Origin of the sequence: Finegoldia sp. BIOML-A2 (genome assembly GCF_009678315.1) — a bacterium.
GTDB classification, from domain to species: Bacteria; Bacillota; Clostridia; order Tissierellales; family Peptoniphilaceae; genus Finegoldia; species Finegoldia magna.
The window spans coordinates 372,365-389,003 of sequence record NZ_WKZE01000002.1 but is presented as its reverse complement, the minus strand read 5'-3'; the positions used below and the strand labels follow the sequence as shown (position 1 = coordinate 389,003).

The window sequence follows — 16,639 nt, the reverse complement described above, 5'->3', positions numbered from 1 at the left end:
CCCGAGTGGCCAAAGGGGACGGACTGTAAATCCGTTACTTTATGTTTCGGTGGTTCAAATCCACCCTCCTCCACCAATTAAATTTTACAAAATAATAAGATTAATTACCTATATGCGGGTGTAGCTCAGTGGTAGAGCCCCAGCCTTCCAAGCTGGTTGCGAGGGTTCGATTCCCTTCACCCGCTCCAATTAAGCACCTATAGCTCAGCTGGATAGAGCAACGGACTTCTAATCCGTGTGCCGGAGGTTCGAATCCCCCTAGGTGCGCCAATAATAGTGGGGTGTCGCCAAGTTGGTAAGGCACAAGACTTTGACTCTTGCATTCCACAGGTTCGAGTCCTGTCACCCCAGCCAATATGGTTCATTAGCTCAGATGGTAGAGCACCTGACTTTTAATCAGGGTGTCCCGGGTTCGAGTCCCGGATGAGCCACCAAATGTGGAGAGGTATCGAAGTGGTCATAACGAGGCGGTCTTGAAAACCGTTTGGGGGCAACCCCGCGTGGGTTCGAATCCCACCCTCTCCGCCATTTTAAATTACTTTATTTAGGAGAAATACTCAAGTGGCTGAAGAGGCTCCCCTGCTAAGGGAGTAGATCCTTAACGGGATGCGAGGGTTCAAATCCCTCTTTCTCCGCCAAGAATATATGATTTATTCTTGGGCCTTTAGCTCAGTTGGTTAGAGCGCCCGGCTCATAACCGGTAGGTCCCGGGTTCGAGTCCCTGAAGGCCCACCAATTTATTTCTTGATTTATTCAAGAAATATTTTTTTATAATGTTGAAATCATTTCCTAAATAAAGTACGTGCCCAGATAGCTCAGTCGGTAGAGCAAAGGACTGAAAATCCTTGTGTCGCTGGTTCGATTCCGGCTCTGGGCACCAAGGGGATTAGTTCAGTGGTAGAACGTCGGTCTCCAAAACCGGATGTCAGGGGTTCAAGTCCTCTATCCCCTGCCACGACTTAACGGCTTGTTTCTATGTGTTATTAAACATTGAAAACAAGCCGTTTTTATGTTTTATATATTTAATCTACGATTATATAACGTAACAATTAACGTAACAATTTTTTAGGAGATTATATATTTTCTGTGTAAGTAAAATTTATAATACGTAAATTATGTATTGTTTTATAAAAAACAATAATGTAAATTATAGTCATAGATGATAGGGTATAGAGATTTAGTTTAATTGGTAAAATGTCAGACTCCGAATCTGAAGGATGAAGGTTCGATTCCTTCAATCTCTGCCAAATATAAAAAGATAGCTTAGTTTTATCTTTTTTTGCATTCAAAAACCTGCTTGATTAAGCAGGTTTGATATTATATTGTTTTATTGTTTTGGTGTTTTGTCTGTTTCATTATCGTTATGAATTTCTGCAGGAGAAATTTCGCCAGTAGTTTTGTTGATTAAATATTTTTGGTTTTTTAAGTTTTCGTTATTGCTAACTGGAACTTTTGGTACGCTCTTAATGTAATTGCCTTTCAAAGCATCTACATTTTTTGGATATTCACCATGATCTTGTCTATAGCTTTCCACAGCTGTTTCCAAGACTCTTACGTTAGCGTTGTGGGCAGTGATAGCTGCTTTTTCTTTTTGGTTTTTGTAGACAGGGATAGCTATTGCTATAAGGATAGCCAGTATGGCAAGTACTACCAATAATTCTAGTAATGTAAACCCTTTTTTCTTCTTTTTTAACGTTTGTAGTTTCATAATTTCCTCCAGTTATTTATTATTCTACTTACTTTTATTATAATCAAAATCAAGGATTATTCAATACAAATAATTAAATATTTTTAAATCTCTTCAAAAATTAAATTTTTAGCCAAATTCCTATAAAATACAATTAATGGGCCTGATAAAAATCCTAAAAATATAGTTCCTATTCCTATTTGTTCTCCAAATAATAGGCCAACTACAATGCATATTATGTCTAGTACGATTCTCGTATACTTGTATGATAAATCTCTTTTAACTATATTGTCCACAACATAGGGCATAGCGTCATAAGCACTGGCACCCAGGTCAGCTTCCAAATAAATTCCAACTCCTATACTCATAACATTTATTCCAATTATCAACAGAATAAAGTTCACCCAAAATTTGTCCGTATCCATAAATTTTAGTAGCATATACGAAAAATCAGCACTGTAACCTACAGTCGCCATATTTATGACTGTTCCAAGTCCGATAGATTTTCTATGACCGAAAAATACTACAACTATTAATATAAAATTGGTCACAGTAATTACAGTTCCAAAATCTTTTTTCAAAAAGTCCGAAAATCCACTATTCATAAAGCTAAGAGGATCTACGCCTAATTTTGATAGTCTGAGTATTCCTATACTAAATCCTATTATTAAGTTTCCTAATATTGCAAACAATATTTGTTTTGTCTTTTTATTCATTAAAAATCTCCGTAAGTGTGTATTTTACTAATTCTTTAATATTATCATAAATAAACTCTTCATTTATGACTAAAGGGTAGTAATTGTTTATTAAATTATAATTGTTCTCCATACTTGTCATTGAACATTCAACAAAATCATCTTCAATGTATCCTTCATGCAAACTCAAACATAAAGTTATAAACATTCCTTGCGATTTGATTTGAGTTGATTCATACATGGCATCAATTTCCATTTTATTATCTGTAATCAAACTAATTTCTAAGTTGTTTTTTACTTTCTTAATATCATACAATAAATATCTAACAAAATTTGAGTATACTTCAAACGTATCACAATTTTTTTCAAAGAATTTTCTCATATAATTGTACAACTTTATCTTAAAATTCATGGATGTTTTAGAAAATTCTATTAATTCATCTGAAATACGATTTGTTTTGGAAATCTTTTTGTATAGTTTCACTGATTTTGATTTATCATCTATATTGATATCGAATAATTTTGATGCCAAATCTTTTGCTTTAAGGGAAGTGAATGAGTTTTTGTAGTAATTTTTTATTAATTTTTGCAAGTAAATGCAATTATTAATGATATCAAATTCTGTATATTTGATTATCTTGGTATTGATAAATTTTACGTCAAATTCACTAAAGCAAATAATTTGTTTGTTTAGTATGATTTTATAAGCTGATTTTATAATTTTTTCCTCAGTTTCATTGTTTTTTGAGTAAAAATTATAGTACCTATCATTTGTGAATATATTTATAAGATAGATGTGGTTTTTGTGAGGATCGATTCCTGTTGTTTCTATATTTATAATAGCCTGATTTTCATTCATTTTATCACCATTTCCATTATACTATTATTTTGGTAAATTTTCTCTACATGTTATAATATTAGTATGATTTTAAATAGAAATGAAGGGATATAATGATATATTTAGACAATGCTGCTACTACAAAAGTGTCGAAAAATGCAGTAAAAGAAATGGTTAACGCAATGACTGTTGATTTTGGTAATCCTTCAAGTTTGTACGATTTTGGAATGAGGGCTGAAAAACTTGTTACTGATTCCAGAAATACAATCGCAAACTTATTAAATGTAAGATCAGAGAATGTATTTTTTACATCTTGCGGAACTGAAGGTAATAATATTTCAATCAATGGTAGTGTTACAAATGATAAAAAAGAAGAATTTATAACTACAAATATCGAACATTCTTCTGTGTTTAAAACTTATAATAAATTGAAGGAAAATAGGACAGTTCATTTTGTAAATGTAAGTGATGATTTTAAAGTCGATGATATTATTGATTTGGTAAATGAAAAAACTCGTTTAGTTTCAGTTATGCATGTTAATAATGAAACTGGTAAAATTCTTCCAATAACAGAATTGGGCAAGAGAATTAAAGAAAAAAATCCTAATACTTTGTTTCATGTTGATGGAATTCAAGGTTTTGGCAAAATTAAATTGGATATTAATGAAGCGAAGATTGATTTTTACACAATTAGTGGTCACAAGATTCACGCTCCAAAAGGAATTGGTGCGATTTTCATTAGAAACCCTGAAAGAGTTAAGCCTCTTATAATAGGTGGATCACAAGAGTCTGGAATTTCTCCGGGAACTGAGAATGTAGCGGGAATTGTGGCATTGAAATGCGCTAGTGAAGAAGTTTTTTCTAAAATTGATGAGACTTACGACAGATTGTACAAGATGAAATCATATTTGATGGATGAGTTATCAAAAATTGATGGTGTGTATTTTAATTCCAAACTGGAAGGATACAGTCCATACATTACGAATGTGTGCTTTAATTACATTAAGAGTGAAGTATTGCTACATTATTTGGAACAAGATGGAATTTATATTTCTACTGGGAGTGCATGTAATGGTTCCAAAAAATCAAGAATTATCCAAAGTATTAACACACCTGATGAGTTTTCAGATGGATGTATAAGAATTTCATTTACTGATGATACGCCTGAGGATGTACTGGATATATTTGTTGAGAAATTAAAGCTTAGATTAGAAGATATTAGAGATATTATGAGGAGATAAATGTTAGATTGGTATATATCGGTTAGTTTTGGAGAACTAACATTAAAAGGAAAGAATAGACACACTTTCGAAAAACGTGCAATAAGCAAGATTTTGGATGCGATTTCTGATTATAAAATAGAAGAATACTATCAAGAACAAGGTAAGTTGTACATCAAGGCTGATGTCAATGATTTTGATGAAATGATAGATAAAATTAAAAAAGTTTTTGGAATTGTGTACATTAGTCCTTGCATAAAATGTGAAAAAACGGTTGAAAGTATGCAAGACGGGGTATTAAAGATAGTAGAAGGAAAAATTATCGAAGACAAACTTCAAACTTTCAAGGTTGATGTTCATAGAGTTGACAAGAAATTTGAACCAAAATCGCCAGAATTAAATCCGCTTTTAGGTGGCACGATATTAAAAAAATACGGAAATTATGTTAAGGTTGACATCAAAAATCCTGACTTTTTTGTCTATGTAGATATCAAGGATAATTGTTATGTCTACACTGATAGAATCAAAGGATGGGGAGGTCTTCCTATTGGAAGTTCTGGAAGAGGTTTGTTGTTATTATCTGGTGGTATAGACAGTCCTGTAGCTGCTTTTCTGATGGCAAAAAGAGGAGTTCGTGTGGATTGTTTGCATTTCCACAGCTATCCATTCACAAGTCAAAGAGGTTTTGAAAAGGTTAAGCAATTAGCAGAAGAAGTTTCTTATTATACTGGTAATATTAACTTTTATTCTGTGAACTTGCTTCCAGTGTACAAAGCTATCACCAAAAACTGCAAGGAAAGAATGATGACTATCATTTCTAGAAGATTTATGATGAGAATTGCAGAAAGAATTGCAAATGAAAACAAAATTGACGCTTTGATTACAGGAGAAAGCTTGGGTCAAGTTGCAAGTCAAACTATTCAAGGAGTTTCAGTTATCAACGAAGTTACAAGTCTTCCTATTTTAAGACCTTTGATTGCAAGTGATAAAACAGAAATCATAGAAATAGCAAGAGAAATTGGAACGTACGAAACATCAATTTTGCCTTTTGAAGATTGTTGCACGGTGTTTACACCGAAAAGACCAGTCACTAAACCAAGAATTTACGATGTCAAAAGAGAAGAAGAAAACTTAGATATTGAAGCCTTGGTTCAAGAATGTATAGATAATATGGAATTAATTAAGATTAGACAATAGGAGGAAGTATGAAAAAAGCAGGAGTTATTATAGGGATTATTGTTGTGTTAGCATTATTATTAGTGCCACAATACAACGGATTGGTTCAATCAAAGGAAGATGTAAACGAAGCTTACGCACAAGTTCAAAACGTTGTTCAAAGAAGGGCGGATTTAATTCCAAACTTGGTTAACACAGCAAAAGGATTTGCAAAGCATGAAGAAGATGTATTCATCAAAGTTTCTGAAGCTAGAAGTGGTGTTAAGAATGCTAAAGACCCAGAAGAATTAGCAAAAGCAAATGATGAATTGACAAAAGCATTAAATGGTATGAATGTTGTTGTAGAAAGATATCCTGAATTAAAATCAGATGCACATTTTACACAACTTATGGATGAATTAGCAGGTTCAGAAAACAGAATCGCTACAGAAAGAAAGAATTACAATACAGTTGTAAAATCATATAATCAAAAAGTTAAGAGATTCCCAACAGTAATATTTGCTAGATTAATGGGATTCAGCTCTGAAAAATACTTTGAAGCAGATGCTTCAGCACAAAAAGCACCACAAGTTAACTTTGAATAGGACAAATAAATAATGAGAAAGCAATTTAGATTGATATTCTCATTTGTTTTAGCTTTTTTATTAATTTTTAATGTAAATGCTTTTGCCCAAGATTTGCCGAAATCACCGGATACTTTTTATCTTGATGAGATGGGTGTGATTAGCCAGGAAGTTAAAGATAAAATAGTTAAGACGAATGTAGAACTTGAGCAAAAAACAGGCTCACAAGTACTTGTTGTAACCATAAAAGATTTAAAAGGAAGGGATCCTGTTGATTATGGCGTTGATTTGTTTAACAAATGGAAAATCGGAGATGCCACTAAGAAAAATGGGGTACTGATTTTATTGTCACAAGATTTAAATGAACCTAAAGGTCGTAATCGTCACATCAATATCATTACAGGTTATGGAATTGAAGGAAGACTTAACGATGGTAAGGTTGGTAGAATAATTGATGAATATATGCTTGATGATTTAAAAGACGGTAATTATTCTAACGCTTTACAAGAAGGATTCAATGCTGTTGTCAGTGAAGTTGCTGCTGAGTATGATGTTGAATTAACTGGGGATTTTGACAAATATCAAGAAAATTTAAACAGAAGTTCAGACGAGCAACTTATGAACACTATTGCTAGAATTATAATATTTCTGTTTATTCTGTACATTATATCAAGAAGTAATCGTAGAAATAATAGATACAGAGGCAGAAGACGTGGTGGAACAATATTCTTCCCTGGATTTGGAGGAGGATTCGATGACGATGACTTCGGAGGATTCGGTGGAGGTTTTGGCGGCGGATCTTCCGGAGGATTCGGTGGATTCTCTGGCGGAGGAGGCTCGTCCGGAGGCGGAGGAGCTGGAAGAAGCTTTTAATCAAATTTATGAATACTCTCAATTAATTTTGAGAGTATTTTTTTACGAAAATTTAGTAAAATATTTTTAACTTTTTGTTTAGTTTTGTATGCTTTTATGTTATAATACTTTTGGTTTAATATTTTAAGTAAGGAGATAGTAATGGAAATAGGAGAAAAAATAAGATCGTTGAGGTTAAAACTTGGCTTGACCCAAGAAGAATTGGCAGAAAGGTCTGATTTGACAAAAGGTTTTATATCACAATTAGAGAGAGATTTGACAAGTCCTTCTGTAGATTCACTTAATGACTTATTAAATGCATTGGGAACTGATATGGCAACTTTTTTTATGGATAAGCCCTCAGTAAAAGAAATTTTCACGAAAGATGACTATCAATCAAGTGAAGATTTGAGCATGAATTCTACTATTACATGGCTAGTTCCAAAATCTCAAGTCAACACTATGGAGCCTGTTATAATTACGCTTAATCAAAAAGGAGAAACTAAAGAATACAATCCATTTGAAGGCGAAGAGTTTGGGTATGTACTTGAGGGAAGTTGCAACATTTATCTCGACAATGAAATATATAAACTAAACAAAGGTGATTGTTTTTACACGAAGTGCAATAAAACTAGAATGTTAGAAAATAATGGCACAAAAATCTGCAAGGTGATATGGGTTATGTCACCACCAAATTTTTAGGGGGAATGTTTAATGGATAATATCATTGAATTAATCGGTATTAATAAATCTTTTGACGATGAACATATTTTAAAAGATTTGAATCTTTACATTAGAAATAAAGAATTTTTGACATTATTGGGACCATCAGGTTGTGGTAAAACTACGACTTTGCGATTAATTGCTGGATTTGAAACTCCAGATACTGGGAAAATTATTTTTGAAGGAAAAGACATAAGTCATATTGCACCTTATAAGAGAAATGTGAACACAGTTTTTCAAAAATACGCACTATTTCCTAATATGAATGTATTCGAAAACATCGCTTTTGGTTTGAGAATCAAAAAAATGAACGAAAAATTAATCAGAGAAAAAGTAACAGAAGTTTTGAAACTTGTTAATTTGTCTGGTTTTGAAAAAAGAAAAATAAATAATTTGAGTGGTGGCCAACAACAAAGAATTGCTATAGCAAGAGCTTTGGTCAACGAACCTAGTGTTTTGTTGTTAGATGAACCATTGGGTGCTTTGGATTTGAAGTTGAGAAAAGGAATGCAAAATGAACTCAAAAATATTCAAGAAAGAATTGGAATTACATTTGTTTATGTAACTCACGATCAAGAAGAAGCTTTAACTATGAGCGATACTATTGTGGTTATGGATAATGGTATAATTCAACAAATAGGAACTCCAGAAGATATCTACAATGAACCTAAGAATGAGTTTGTAGCTAAATTTATTGGAGAAAGTAACATAATTGACGGAGTATTTTTGGAAGATTGCATGGTTGAATTCTCTAATCATAAATGGAAGTGTGTGGATAAAGGCTTTGCGAAAAACGAAAGTGTCCAAGTGGTTATTAGACCAGAAGATGTGGAGATAGTTGCTCCAGAAAAAGGACAAATCAAAGGCACAGTTATAAGCGACAGATTTAAAGGAATTCACTACGAAATGTTTGTGGATACTGGAGATTTTAAATATAAAGCCCAATCAACTATCAACAAGCCTCAGGGAAGTATGGTAGGAATTAACATTGATCCAGATAATATTCATATAATGAAGAGGTGCGATAATGAAGCTTAAGAAATTATCTATTCCTTACGCTATTTGGATATTATTTTTCATTGTATTTCCGTTGTTTCTTATTGTTTACTATTCAGTTACAACTGGATCATTGAGAGATTTTTCCAATCCACAATTTTCGCTTGAATACTTTCACAGATTTTTTACGTCAAAATATGTGAAAGTGCTTTTGAATTCAATAAGATTGGCATTTATAAGTACAGTAATTTGTTTGTTGATTGGTTATCCAACAGCTTATTTTATAAGTAAAGTAGACAAAAAATACAAGGCTGTGTTGATGCTTATGATAGTTATTCCAATGTGGATGAACTTTTTGTTGAGAACTTATGCGTGGATTATTTTAACTGGTAAAAACGGGATAATCAACAGTGTGTTGATACATTTTGGTTTTTCTCCAATTAAAATGCTTTACACTGAAGGAGCTATTTTAATGGGGATGGTTTATAATTTCTTACCTTTTATGATACTTCCTATTTTCTCAATACTAGACAAATCAGATTATTCACTAGTAGAAGCAAGTTATGATTTGGGAGCATCTAAGTTGCAAACTTTTTTAAGAGTAGTGTTTCCGATGAGTTTGCCTGGAGTTATTACAGGAATTACTATGGTGTTTATTCCTGCGATATCTACATTTGAAATATCTGCATTACTTGGTGGTAACAAATACAATTTGATTGGTAATATAATTGAGCATCAATTCAGAATAGCAGGAAACTGGCATTATGGTAGTGCAATATCAGTTGTACTTATCGTTATGATTTTAATTTCATTAGCTTTTACAAATGAGAAAGGAGAATAAAATGAAAGAATTTTTTAAGAAATTTTATTTGGCATTGGTATTTTTATTTCTTTACGGACCAATTGCTGTATTAATGGTATTTTCATTTAACGATTCTCGTTTGAAAGGAAGCTGGGTTGGATTTACGTTCAAATGGTACAAGGAATTATTGCACAACGAAGAAATCTTGTCTTCTTTTAAAACCACAATACTAATTGCTATATTAGCTACAATAATTGCAACAATTTTAGGAACAATAGCAGCAATAGGAATTTATTATTTGAGAGGATACAAGAAAACTTTGCTTTTAAATATGAATTATCTTCCCGTTTTAAATCCTGATATAGTGACAGCAGTAAGTTTGATGGTAATATTTAACTTGATGAATTTTCCATTCGGATTTTTCACGATGTTATTATCACACATAACATTTACAACTCCATATGTAATACTTGCAGTGTTGCCGAAATTATCACAGATGAATAAGTTCTTGCCAGAGGCTGCTATGGATATGGGAGCGACACCTTTTTACACTTTGAGAAAAGTTGTACTTCCTGAAATAAAAACGGGCGTATTTTCGGGAAGCTTGTTGGCATTTACACTTAGTATTGATGATTTTGTAATAAGCTTCTTCACGACAGGTCATGGAGTGTCAAACTTATCAGTTACGGTGTATTCTATGGCAAAGAAAGGCGTAAATCCAGCAATTAATGCGTTGAGCACAATCATGTTTTTAGTAATGGTTATTCTATTGTTGATTCTTCACAAGAGAACAAATCTATTGGAGGAATTGTAAGATGAAAAAAATTTTATTATTTTTATTAACTATATTGGTTTTAACTTCTTGCTCCAAAGATGAATCAAATGTTTTGTATGTGTACAATTGGGGAGAATACATCGAACCCGCTTTGATAGAAAAGTTTGAAAAAGAAACGGGAATTAAAGTAATCTATGACACTTTTGAGCAAAACGAAGATATGTATATGAAAGTAAAAGAAGGAGGCAATAATTACGACGTTGTGGTTCCTTCAGATTACATGGCTGAAAAAATGATTAAACAAGGAATGCTTGAAAAAATTGATTACAGCAAAATTCCAAACTTCAAATACATCGATGAGAAGTTTAGAAATTTGGATTACGATCCCAAAAACGAATACACAGTTCCATATATGTGGGGAACTGTCGGAATTCTATACAATAAAAATAAAGTAAAAGACAAAGTCGATAGCTGGAATATTTTGTGGGATGAAAAGTACAAGGACAATATCATAATGATGAACTCCACAAGAGACACTCTAGGAGTAGCTTTGAAAAGATTAGGATATTCAATGAATTCAAGAAATGAAGCTGAGTTGGAAAAAGCAAAAGAGTCATTGATAAAACAAAAAGATATTGTTCTTGCTTATCTAGTAGATGAAACCAAAAATCAAATGGTAAATGAAGAAGCAGATATTGCAGTAATGTATTCAGGCGATGCAATTGTCGCTAAAGGTGAAAACGAAAACTTGGAATATGTAATTCCAAAAGAAGGATCAAACTTGTGGTTTGACACGTTAGCCATTTTGAAAAATGCAAAGCACAAGGAAAATGCCGAAAAATTTATAAATTTTATGACAGATCCTGAGAATGCAAAATTAAATGCAGAATACATTGGTTATTCTCTTCCATCTACAGAAGCCAAAAAACTTTTGGACAAAGAAGTTCAAGATGATGCTACAGCTTACCCTGATTTATCAAAGCATAAAAATATGGAAATATTTAAAGACCCATCAGATTTTGTCGAAAAATACGACGATATATGGGCTAATATAAAAGCAAATTAAACCTAGAAAGTGCAAGAGAAATTCTTTTGCACTTTTTTCATTTGAGATTGAATAATAAACAGATTTTTCATATAATATGAGTAGTTAAGAAATTGGAGGAAATATGTTTATAGAAATATTAAAAGTTATTCTTTTGGGAATTATAGAAGGAATAACAGAATGGTTGCCAGTTAGTTCAACTGGTCATATTTTATTATTAGACGAATTTATAAAATTGAATATGTCAGATGCTTTCAAATCAATGTTTACAGTTGTAATTCAATTGGGAGCAATCTTGGCAGTTGTAGTAATTTATTGGAACAAAGTGTGGCCATTCAAAAAAGGTCAAACTCATTTGATATCAATTAGTAAAAACAAAATGATAATGTGGGCAAAAATAATTGTTGCGTGCATTCCAGCGGCTATTATTGGTATAAAATTTGATGATTTTATCGAAGAACACTTTTATAATTATTTTGTAATTTCATTAGCACTAATAATTTTTGGTATTCTTTTTATAATAATTGAAAATAAGAACAAAGAATCACACAAAAAACTAGTCGATAGTATCGATAAAATTACTTACAAACAAGCTTTTATTGTAGGATTATTTCAAGTAATTGCAGCGGTGTTCCCAGGAACTTCACGTTCAGGAGCTACAATTCTAGGTGGTATTGCTATAGGATTATCCAGAACAATTGCAGCTGAATTTACATTTTTCTTGGCAATTCCAACAATGTTTGGAGCAAGTTTACTAAAACTTGTGAAATTTGGATTTAGTTTTACAGAAATGGAAGCATTCGTGTTATTATTGGGAACTGCAGTAAGTTTTATTGTATCTGTAATCACAATTAAATTCTTAATGAATTACATCAAAAACAATGATTTCAAAGTGTTCGGTTATTACAGAATAGCTCTTGGTGTATTGGTTCTAATTTATTTCGGCCTAATCAGATAGTTGTGATATAATAATGAGGAGGAATAGTTGCAATTATTCCTAAATGAACATTAGAAAACATAGACGAATATATATTTGAAAAAATAAGTTGTAGCGACTTATTTTTTTATTGATACATAAGGAGTTATGATGAATTTAGATAATTTAAATGACAGACAAAGAGAAGCAGTCGAAAATACAGATGGTCCTATGTTGATATTGGCAGGAGCAGGAAGTGGTAAAACAAAAGTTTTGACTACGAAAATTGCATATTGCTTGGAGAAAGGATTGTGTTCAAAATACGAAATTTTGGCAATTACCTTCACAAACAAAGCTGCCAAAGAAATGAAAGAAAGAGTTGAAAACATCTTACAAGAAGACGTAGACAGCATGTGGATAGGAACTTTTCATGCCATTTGTTCTAGAATATTGAGAGTAGAAATAGAAAGAATTGGTTTCGAAAGAAACTTTACAGTTTATGACAGAGCAGATCAAATATCTCTTGTAAAAGAATGTTTAAAGGATATGGGAGTAGATCCTAAAAATGTCGAAATCAAAAACGAAATCAATACAATTTCTAGATTAAAAAACGCAGGTGCTACAGAAAAAAATATCGACAAAGAAGATTTTGATATAAGTTTAAGCACTTTTACTATGGAATTATTTCAAAAATACGAACACAAATTAAAAAGGTACAATTCATTGGACTTTGATGATTTGATTGTGAAGACTAATTTGTTGTTCGAAGAAAATCCAGACTTGAGAGAAAAATATTCTGAAAGATTTAAGTACGTGTTTGTCGATGAATACCAAGATACAAACGATACTCAGTACAAGCTTATCAAAAATTTGGTTTCTAAAAACGATAATATTTGCTGTGTAGGAGATTCTGACCAATCAATTTACGGTTGGAGAGGAGCAAACATACAAAACATTCAAAACTTTGAAAAAGATTTTAAGAATGCAAAAGTTATTTTATTAGAACAAAATTATCGTTCAACACAACCTATTTTGGATTTGGCAAACACTGTGATTAAAAACAATTCACTCAGAAAAGATAAAAATTTGTGGACTGCAAAAAATGAAGGGGATATGCCTATATATAGGAGAATGTATTCTGATTTAGATGAGGCAGACCAAGTAGTTCAATGGATTGAGCAGGAAAGGTACAGACAAAATCCATACGAAGAAATGGCAATTTTGTACAGAACTAATGCACAATCAAGACTCTTTGAAGAAAAATTGAATAGATTAGGAATTCCTAATAGAGTTGTAGGTGGATTGAAATTCTACGATAGAAAAGAAATCAAAGATTGTGTTAGTTATCTTAGAATTGTTGAAAATTTGAATGATAATATGGCATTAAATAGAATTATCAATGAGCCGAAAAGAGGAATTGGCAAAACAACTATGGATAAGTTGTTGCAATATTCTCAAGCAAGAGGAATTAGCATGATGGAATACATCAAAAACACAGATCTTCCCGATTTTTCAAATGCTACAGCAAAAAAACTTCAAGAGTTTTATTATTTAATCAAAAGCTTTCCAAAAGACGATTTGAATGTTGCAGAACTTATGGAATATATTTTGGATAAAACAGGATACAGAGCTAATCTTGAAAAATCAAATAATAGAGATGATAAGACGAGGTTGGAAAATATTGACGAATACATTTCATCTTTATATCAATTTGTTCAAGATAATCCTGATAAAAACTTGAGAGAATATTTGGAAACTTCATCACTTATGACCGATTTAGATAAAACTGATGATAATACAAAAGGTGTATCGATGATGACAATCCACGCGGCAAAAGGATTGGAGTTTGATGTTGTATTTTTCACTGGACTAGAAGAAGGTACTATTCCATCAAGAGTTGATGAAGATGTAGAAGAAGAGAGAAGATTGTGCTACGTTGCAATCACAAGGGCAAGAAAAAAATTGTACATTACAAGTGTGCAATCGAGAAGAAGATTTAATGAATTTCAAACAAAAGCTGAATCGAGGTTTATAGAGGAAATGGAAAACAAATACAAAGACGAATCTCCTAATAAAGAGGTTAGTTTTAGAGAGTCGTTCAACACAAAAGTAGTTGATGATTACAGAACAGAAGCATCAGCTTCAATCACTAAAAAACAAAATAATGTTACTAAAAACAATGAAAAGTACAGAGCTGGAGATAAGGTTTCACACAAAAAGTTCGGTACGGGTGTAATCGTTGGAATTGTTGAAAAAGAAAACGGAGATGAGTTGACGATTAATTTCGACAAAAAAGGCTTGAAGAAGCTAAATTCATCACTAGCACCACTAACAAGGGTTGAATAATGGAAAAGGAAGACAGAATAAAATATTTAGTAGACATACTAAATAAATACGCTTTTCATTATTATACTTTGGATGATCCTTTGATTGAGGACTCAGAGTACGATGTTTTGTATGATGAGCTTGTAAATCTTGAAAAAGAGACGGGAATTATTCTACCAAATTCTCCTACAAATAGAATTGGTGGAGAAGTTTTATCGGGATTTGAAAAGCATGTGCACTTGAATACTTTGTACAGTTTAGGAAAAGCGCAAAGCAAAGAAGAAGTTAGAAATTGGGTCAATAAAACCATTGAGTTTGTAGAAAATTACAACAAAAATCATGTAAATAAATTGCCAACTGTTGAATTTTATGTAGAATTTAAGTTTGACGGTTTGACAGTAAATTTGACTTATGACGGTGGATATTTGGTAATGGCTACTACAAGAGGTAACGGCACTATCGGAGAAGTTATTACAAGCCAAGTGAGAACTATCAATTCAATTCCATTGAAAATAAAAGACACACGATTGATGGAAATTCAAGGCGAAGGAGTAATGCCACTTTCATCATTAGAAAACTACAATAAAACTCATGAACCAAAACTCAAAAATGCTAGAAATGCAGCAGCAGGAGCTCTTAGAAACTTAGATCCAGCGGTAACAAGAGAAAGAAACTTGGATGCTTATTTCTACAATGTAAATTATTTGGAAGAAAACGGGATTGAAACTCAAGAACATATGATGGAGTTTTTGGGAGATAATTATTTCAAGTTGTATCCTTACGAAAAACACGCTACGTCATTCGAAGAAATTTCAGGATTTATTGATGAGATTTTTGAAATAAGAAATGAAATAGACGTTTTGACAGATGGTGTGGTAATTAAAGTAAATGATTTTAAAACTAGAGAAAAATTAGGATACACCAATAAATTTCCAAGATGGGCAATAGCTTACAAATTTGAACCTGAAAGATTTACAACAATTGTCAAAGAAGTGGAATGGAATGTTGGAAGAACTGGAAAAGTAACTCCGACGGCTTTGTTGGAACCTGTAGAAATTGGAAATGTAACTGTAAAAAGAGCTACACTTAATAATATTGACGATATTGAAAGAAAACAAGTAAGATTGAATTCAGAAGTTTTCATTAGAAGATCAAACGATGTAATTCCAGAAATAATGGGAGTCGTAAATCCTGAGCAAGAAGATACCAAAGAAATTGAAATCCCGCATTACTGTCCATATTGTCATAGTGAATTATTTAGAGATGGAGTTCATATTTTCTGTCCAAACTCAATGAGTTGTACTCCACAATTAGTTAAGAGAATGGTTCATTTTGCAAGTAGAAATGCAATGAATATCGACGGATTAAGCGAAAAAACTTTGGAAGTTCTGCTTGAAAAATTAAACATCACATCAATTGAAGAAATTTACGATGTAAAAAAAGAACAGTTGTTGCAATTAGAAGGATTTAAAGAAAAGAAGAGCCAAAATCTTATCAATGCAATTGAAAAAAGCAAAAATGTTGATTTGGCTAATTTTATCTTTGCATTGGGAATTCCTGAAATTGGTGAGAAGACAAGCTTTGAATTGGCACAAAAATATAAAAGCTTTGATAATTTGAGAGAAGCGAAGTTTGAAGAATTAATTCAAATCGAGGATATTGGAAATGTAATTGCAGAAGAAATCGTAGAATTTTTCCATGACGAAACTATTTCTCATTCTATTGATTCACTTCTTTCAAAAGGAATTAAAATTAAAAATCCTGAAAATATTGAAAAGAAATTGGATAATTTAACTTTTGTTTTGACAGGAAGTTTGGTGAATTATTCTAGAAAAGAACTTACAGATAAGTTATCTAATTTGGGAGCAAAAGTTTCATCTTCTGTATCCAAAAATACTGATTATGTGGTGTATGGAGAAAAAGCTGGATCCAAAATTACAAAAGCGAAGGATTTGGGTGTAAAATTAATGACAGAAGATGAATTGAATTCATTCTTAGACAACTTATAAATTTAATTTATTTATGA

The 16,639-nt window shown here is 32.0% G+C and carries 15 protein-coding genes and 10 tRNA genes; 22 read left to right on the top strand and 3 right to left on the bottom strand.

The window, feature by feature from the left end; translation table 11 throughout:
- Positions 1-114 precede the first annotated feature (114 nt).
- The 10 genes from GKF99_RS04025 (at position 115) to GKF99_RS03980 (ending at position 1,247) form a co-directional block, all read left to right on the top strand.
- Positions 115-188: transfer RNA gene (locus GKF99_RS04025), tRNA-Gly, on the top strand.
- Between the two features lie 5 nt (positions 189-193).
- Positions 194-270, top strand: a tRNA-Arg gene (locus tag GKF99_RS04020).
- A 7-nt stretch (positions 271-277) separates the two neighbouring features.
- Positions 278-354 (top strand) — tRNA-Gln (locus GKF99_RS04015).
- A gap of 4 nt (positions 355-358) precedes the next feature.
- Positions 359-434: transfer RNA gene (locus GKF99_RS04010), tRNA-Lys, on the top strand.
- Positions 435-439: 5 nt separating this feature from the next.
- A tRNA-Ser gene (locus GKF99_RS04005) sits at positions 440-528 on the top strand.
- A 19-nt stretch (positions 529-547) separates the two neighbouring features.
- A tRNA-Ser gene (locus GKF99_RS04000) sits at positions 548-638 on the top strand.
- 20 nt (positions 639-658) lie between these two features.
- Positions 659-735, top strand: a tRNA-Ile gene (locus GKF99_RS03995).
- Between the two features lie 69 nt (positions 736-804).
- Positions 805-880 (top strand) — tRNA-Phe (locus GKF99_RS03990).
- Positions 881-955, top strand: a tRNA-Trp gene (locus GKF99_RS03985).
- Between the two features lie 216 nt (positions 956-1,171).
- Positions 1,172-1,247, top strand: a tRNA-Arg gene (locus GKF99_RS03980).
- A gap of 80 nt (positions 1,248-1,327) precedes the next feature.
- Here GKF99_RS03980 and GKF99_RS03975 read toward each other — a convergent pair.
- From GKF99_RS03975 to GKF99_RS03965, 3 genes are all read right to left on the bottom strand, one after another.
- The gene (locus tag GKF99_RS03975) at positions 1,328-1,708 is read right to left on the bottom strand and encodes a prepilin-type N-terminal cleavage/methylation domain-containing protein (protein WP_154272706.1); all 381 of its coding nucleotides are present in this window, start codon (positions 1,706-1,708) and stop codon (positions 1,328-1,330) included.
- A gap of 83 nt (positions 1,709-1,791) precedes the next feature.
- Positions 1,792-2,403 (bottom strand): hypothetical protein, encoded by a 612-nt coding sequence (locus tag GKF99_RS03970; RefSeq protein WP_094206976.1) that lies wholly within the window; start codon positions 2,401-2,403, stop codon positions 1,792-1,794.
- Complete coding sequence (locus GKF99_RS03965; protein ID WP_154272705.1) at positions 2,396-3,241, bottom strand: ribonuclease H-like domain-containing protein; 846 nt, start codon at positions 3,239-3,241, stop codon at positions 2,396-2,398. The genes GKF99_RS03970 and GKF99_RS03965 overlap by 8 nt, the downstream gene beginning before the upstream one ends.
- 92 nt (positions 3,242-3,333) lie before the next feature.
- Between GKF99_RS03965 and GKF99_RS03960 the strand changes: the two genes are divergently transcribed.
- The 12 genes from GKF99_RS03960 to ligA all read left to right on the top strand — a co-directional run bounded on the left by GKF99_RS03960 (position 3,334) and on the right by ligA (position 16,622).
- The gene (locus GKF99_RS03960; protein WP_154272704.1) at positions 3,334-4,461 is read left to right on the top strand and encodes a cysteine desulfurase family protein; all 1,128 of its coding nucleotides are present in this window, start codon (positions 3,334-3,336) and stop codon (positions 4,459-4,461) included.
- Positions 4,462-5,637: a tRNA uracil 4-sulfurtransferase ThiI gene (gene thiI, locus GKF99_RS03955; RefSeq protein WP_154272703.1), complete on the top strand. Its 1,176-nt coding sequence runs from the start codon at positions 4,462-4,464 to the stop codon at positions 5,635-5,637.
- A gap of 8 nt (positions 5,638-5,645) precedes the next feature.
- Positions 5,646-6,200, top strand: a complete 555-nt coding sequence (locus GKF99_RS03950; RefSeq protein WP_002836154.1) for a LemA family protein — start codon at positions 5,646-5,648, stop codon at positions 6,198-6,200.
- A gap of 12 nt (positions 6,201-6,212) precedes the next feature.
- Entirely contained in the window at positions 6,213-7,052 is an 840-nt protein-coding gene (locus GKF99_RS03945) for a TPM domain-containing protein (RefSeq protein ID WP_154272702.1), read from the top strand.
- A gap of 141 nt (positions 7,053-7,193) precedes the next feature.
- Positions 7,194-7,733, top strand: coding sequence for an XRE family transcriptional regulator (locus tag GKF99_RS03940; protein WP_002836156.1), 540 nt, complete (start codon positions 7,194-7,196; stop codon positions 7,731-7,733).
- Positions 7,734-7,745: 12 nt separating this feature from the next.
- Positions 7,746-8,792 (top strand): spermidine/putrescine ABC transporter ATP-binding protein, encoded by a 1,047-nt coding sequence (gene potA / locus GKF99_RS03935; protein WP_154272701.1) that lies wholly within the window; start codon positions 7,746-7,748, stop codon positions 8,790-8,792.
- Positions 8,782-9,591: an ABC transporter permease gene (locus GKF99_RS03930; RefSeq protein WP_094205495.1), complete on the top strand. Its 810-nt coding sequence runs from the start codon at positions 8,782-8,784 to the stop codon at positions 9,589-9,591. The genes potA and GKF99_RS03930 overlap by 11 nt, the downstream gene beginning before the upstream one ends.
- 1 nt (position 9,592) lies before the next feature.
- Positions 9,593-10,366, top strand: a complete 774-nt coding sequence (locus GKF99_RS03925) for an ABC transporter permease (RefSeq protein ID WP_035109446.1) — start codon at positions 9,593-9,595, stop codon at positions 10,364-10,366.
- 1 nt (position 10,367) lies between these two features.
- Complete coding sequence (locus tag GKF99_RS03920; protein WP_154272700.1) at positions 10,368-11,393, top strand: spermidine/putrescine ABC transporter substrate-binding protein; 1,026 nt, start codon at positions 10,368-10,370, stop codon at positions 11,391-11,393.
- Between the two features lie 103 nt (positions 11,394-11,496).
- Positions 11,497-12,330, top strand: a complete 834-nt coding sequence (locus tag GKF99_RS03915) for an undecaprenyl-diphosphate phosphatase (protein WP_154272699.1) — start codon at positions 11,497-11,499, stop codon at positions 12,328-12,330.
- A gap of 129 nt (positions 12,331-12,459) precedes the next feature.
- Positions 12,460-14,634, top strand: coding sequence for a UvrD-helicase domain-containing protein (locus tag GKF99_RS03910; protein WP_154272698.1), 2,175 nt, complete (start codon positions 12,460-12,462; stop codon positions 14,632-14,634).
- Positions 14,634-16,622, top strand: coding sequence for an NAD-dependent DNA ligase LigA (gene ligA / locus GKF99_RS03905; protein WP_154272697.1), 1,989 nt, complete (start codon positions 14,634-14,636; stop codon positions 16,620-16,622). The genes GKF99_RS03910 and ligA overlap by 1 nt, the downstream gene beginning before the upstream one ends.
- The last annotated feature ends 17 nt before the right edge of the window (positions 16,623-16,639 follow it).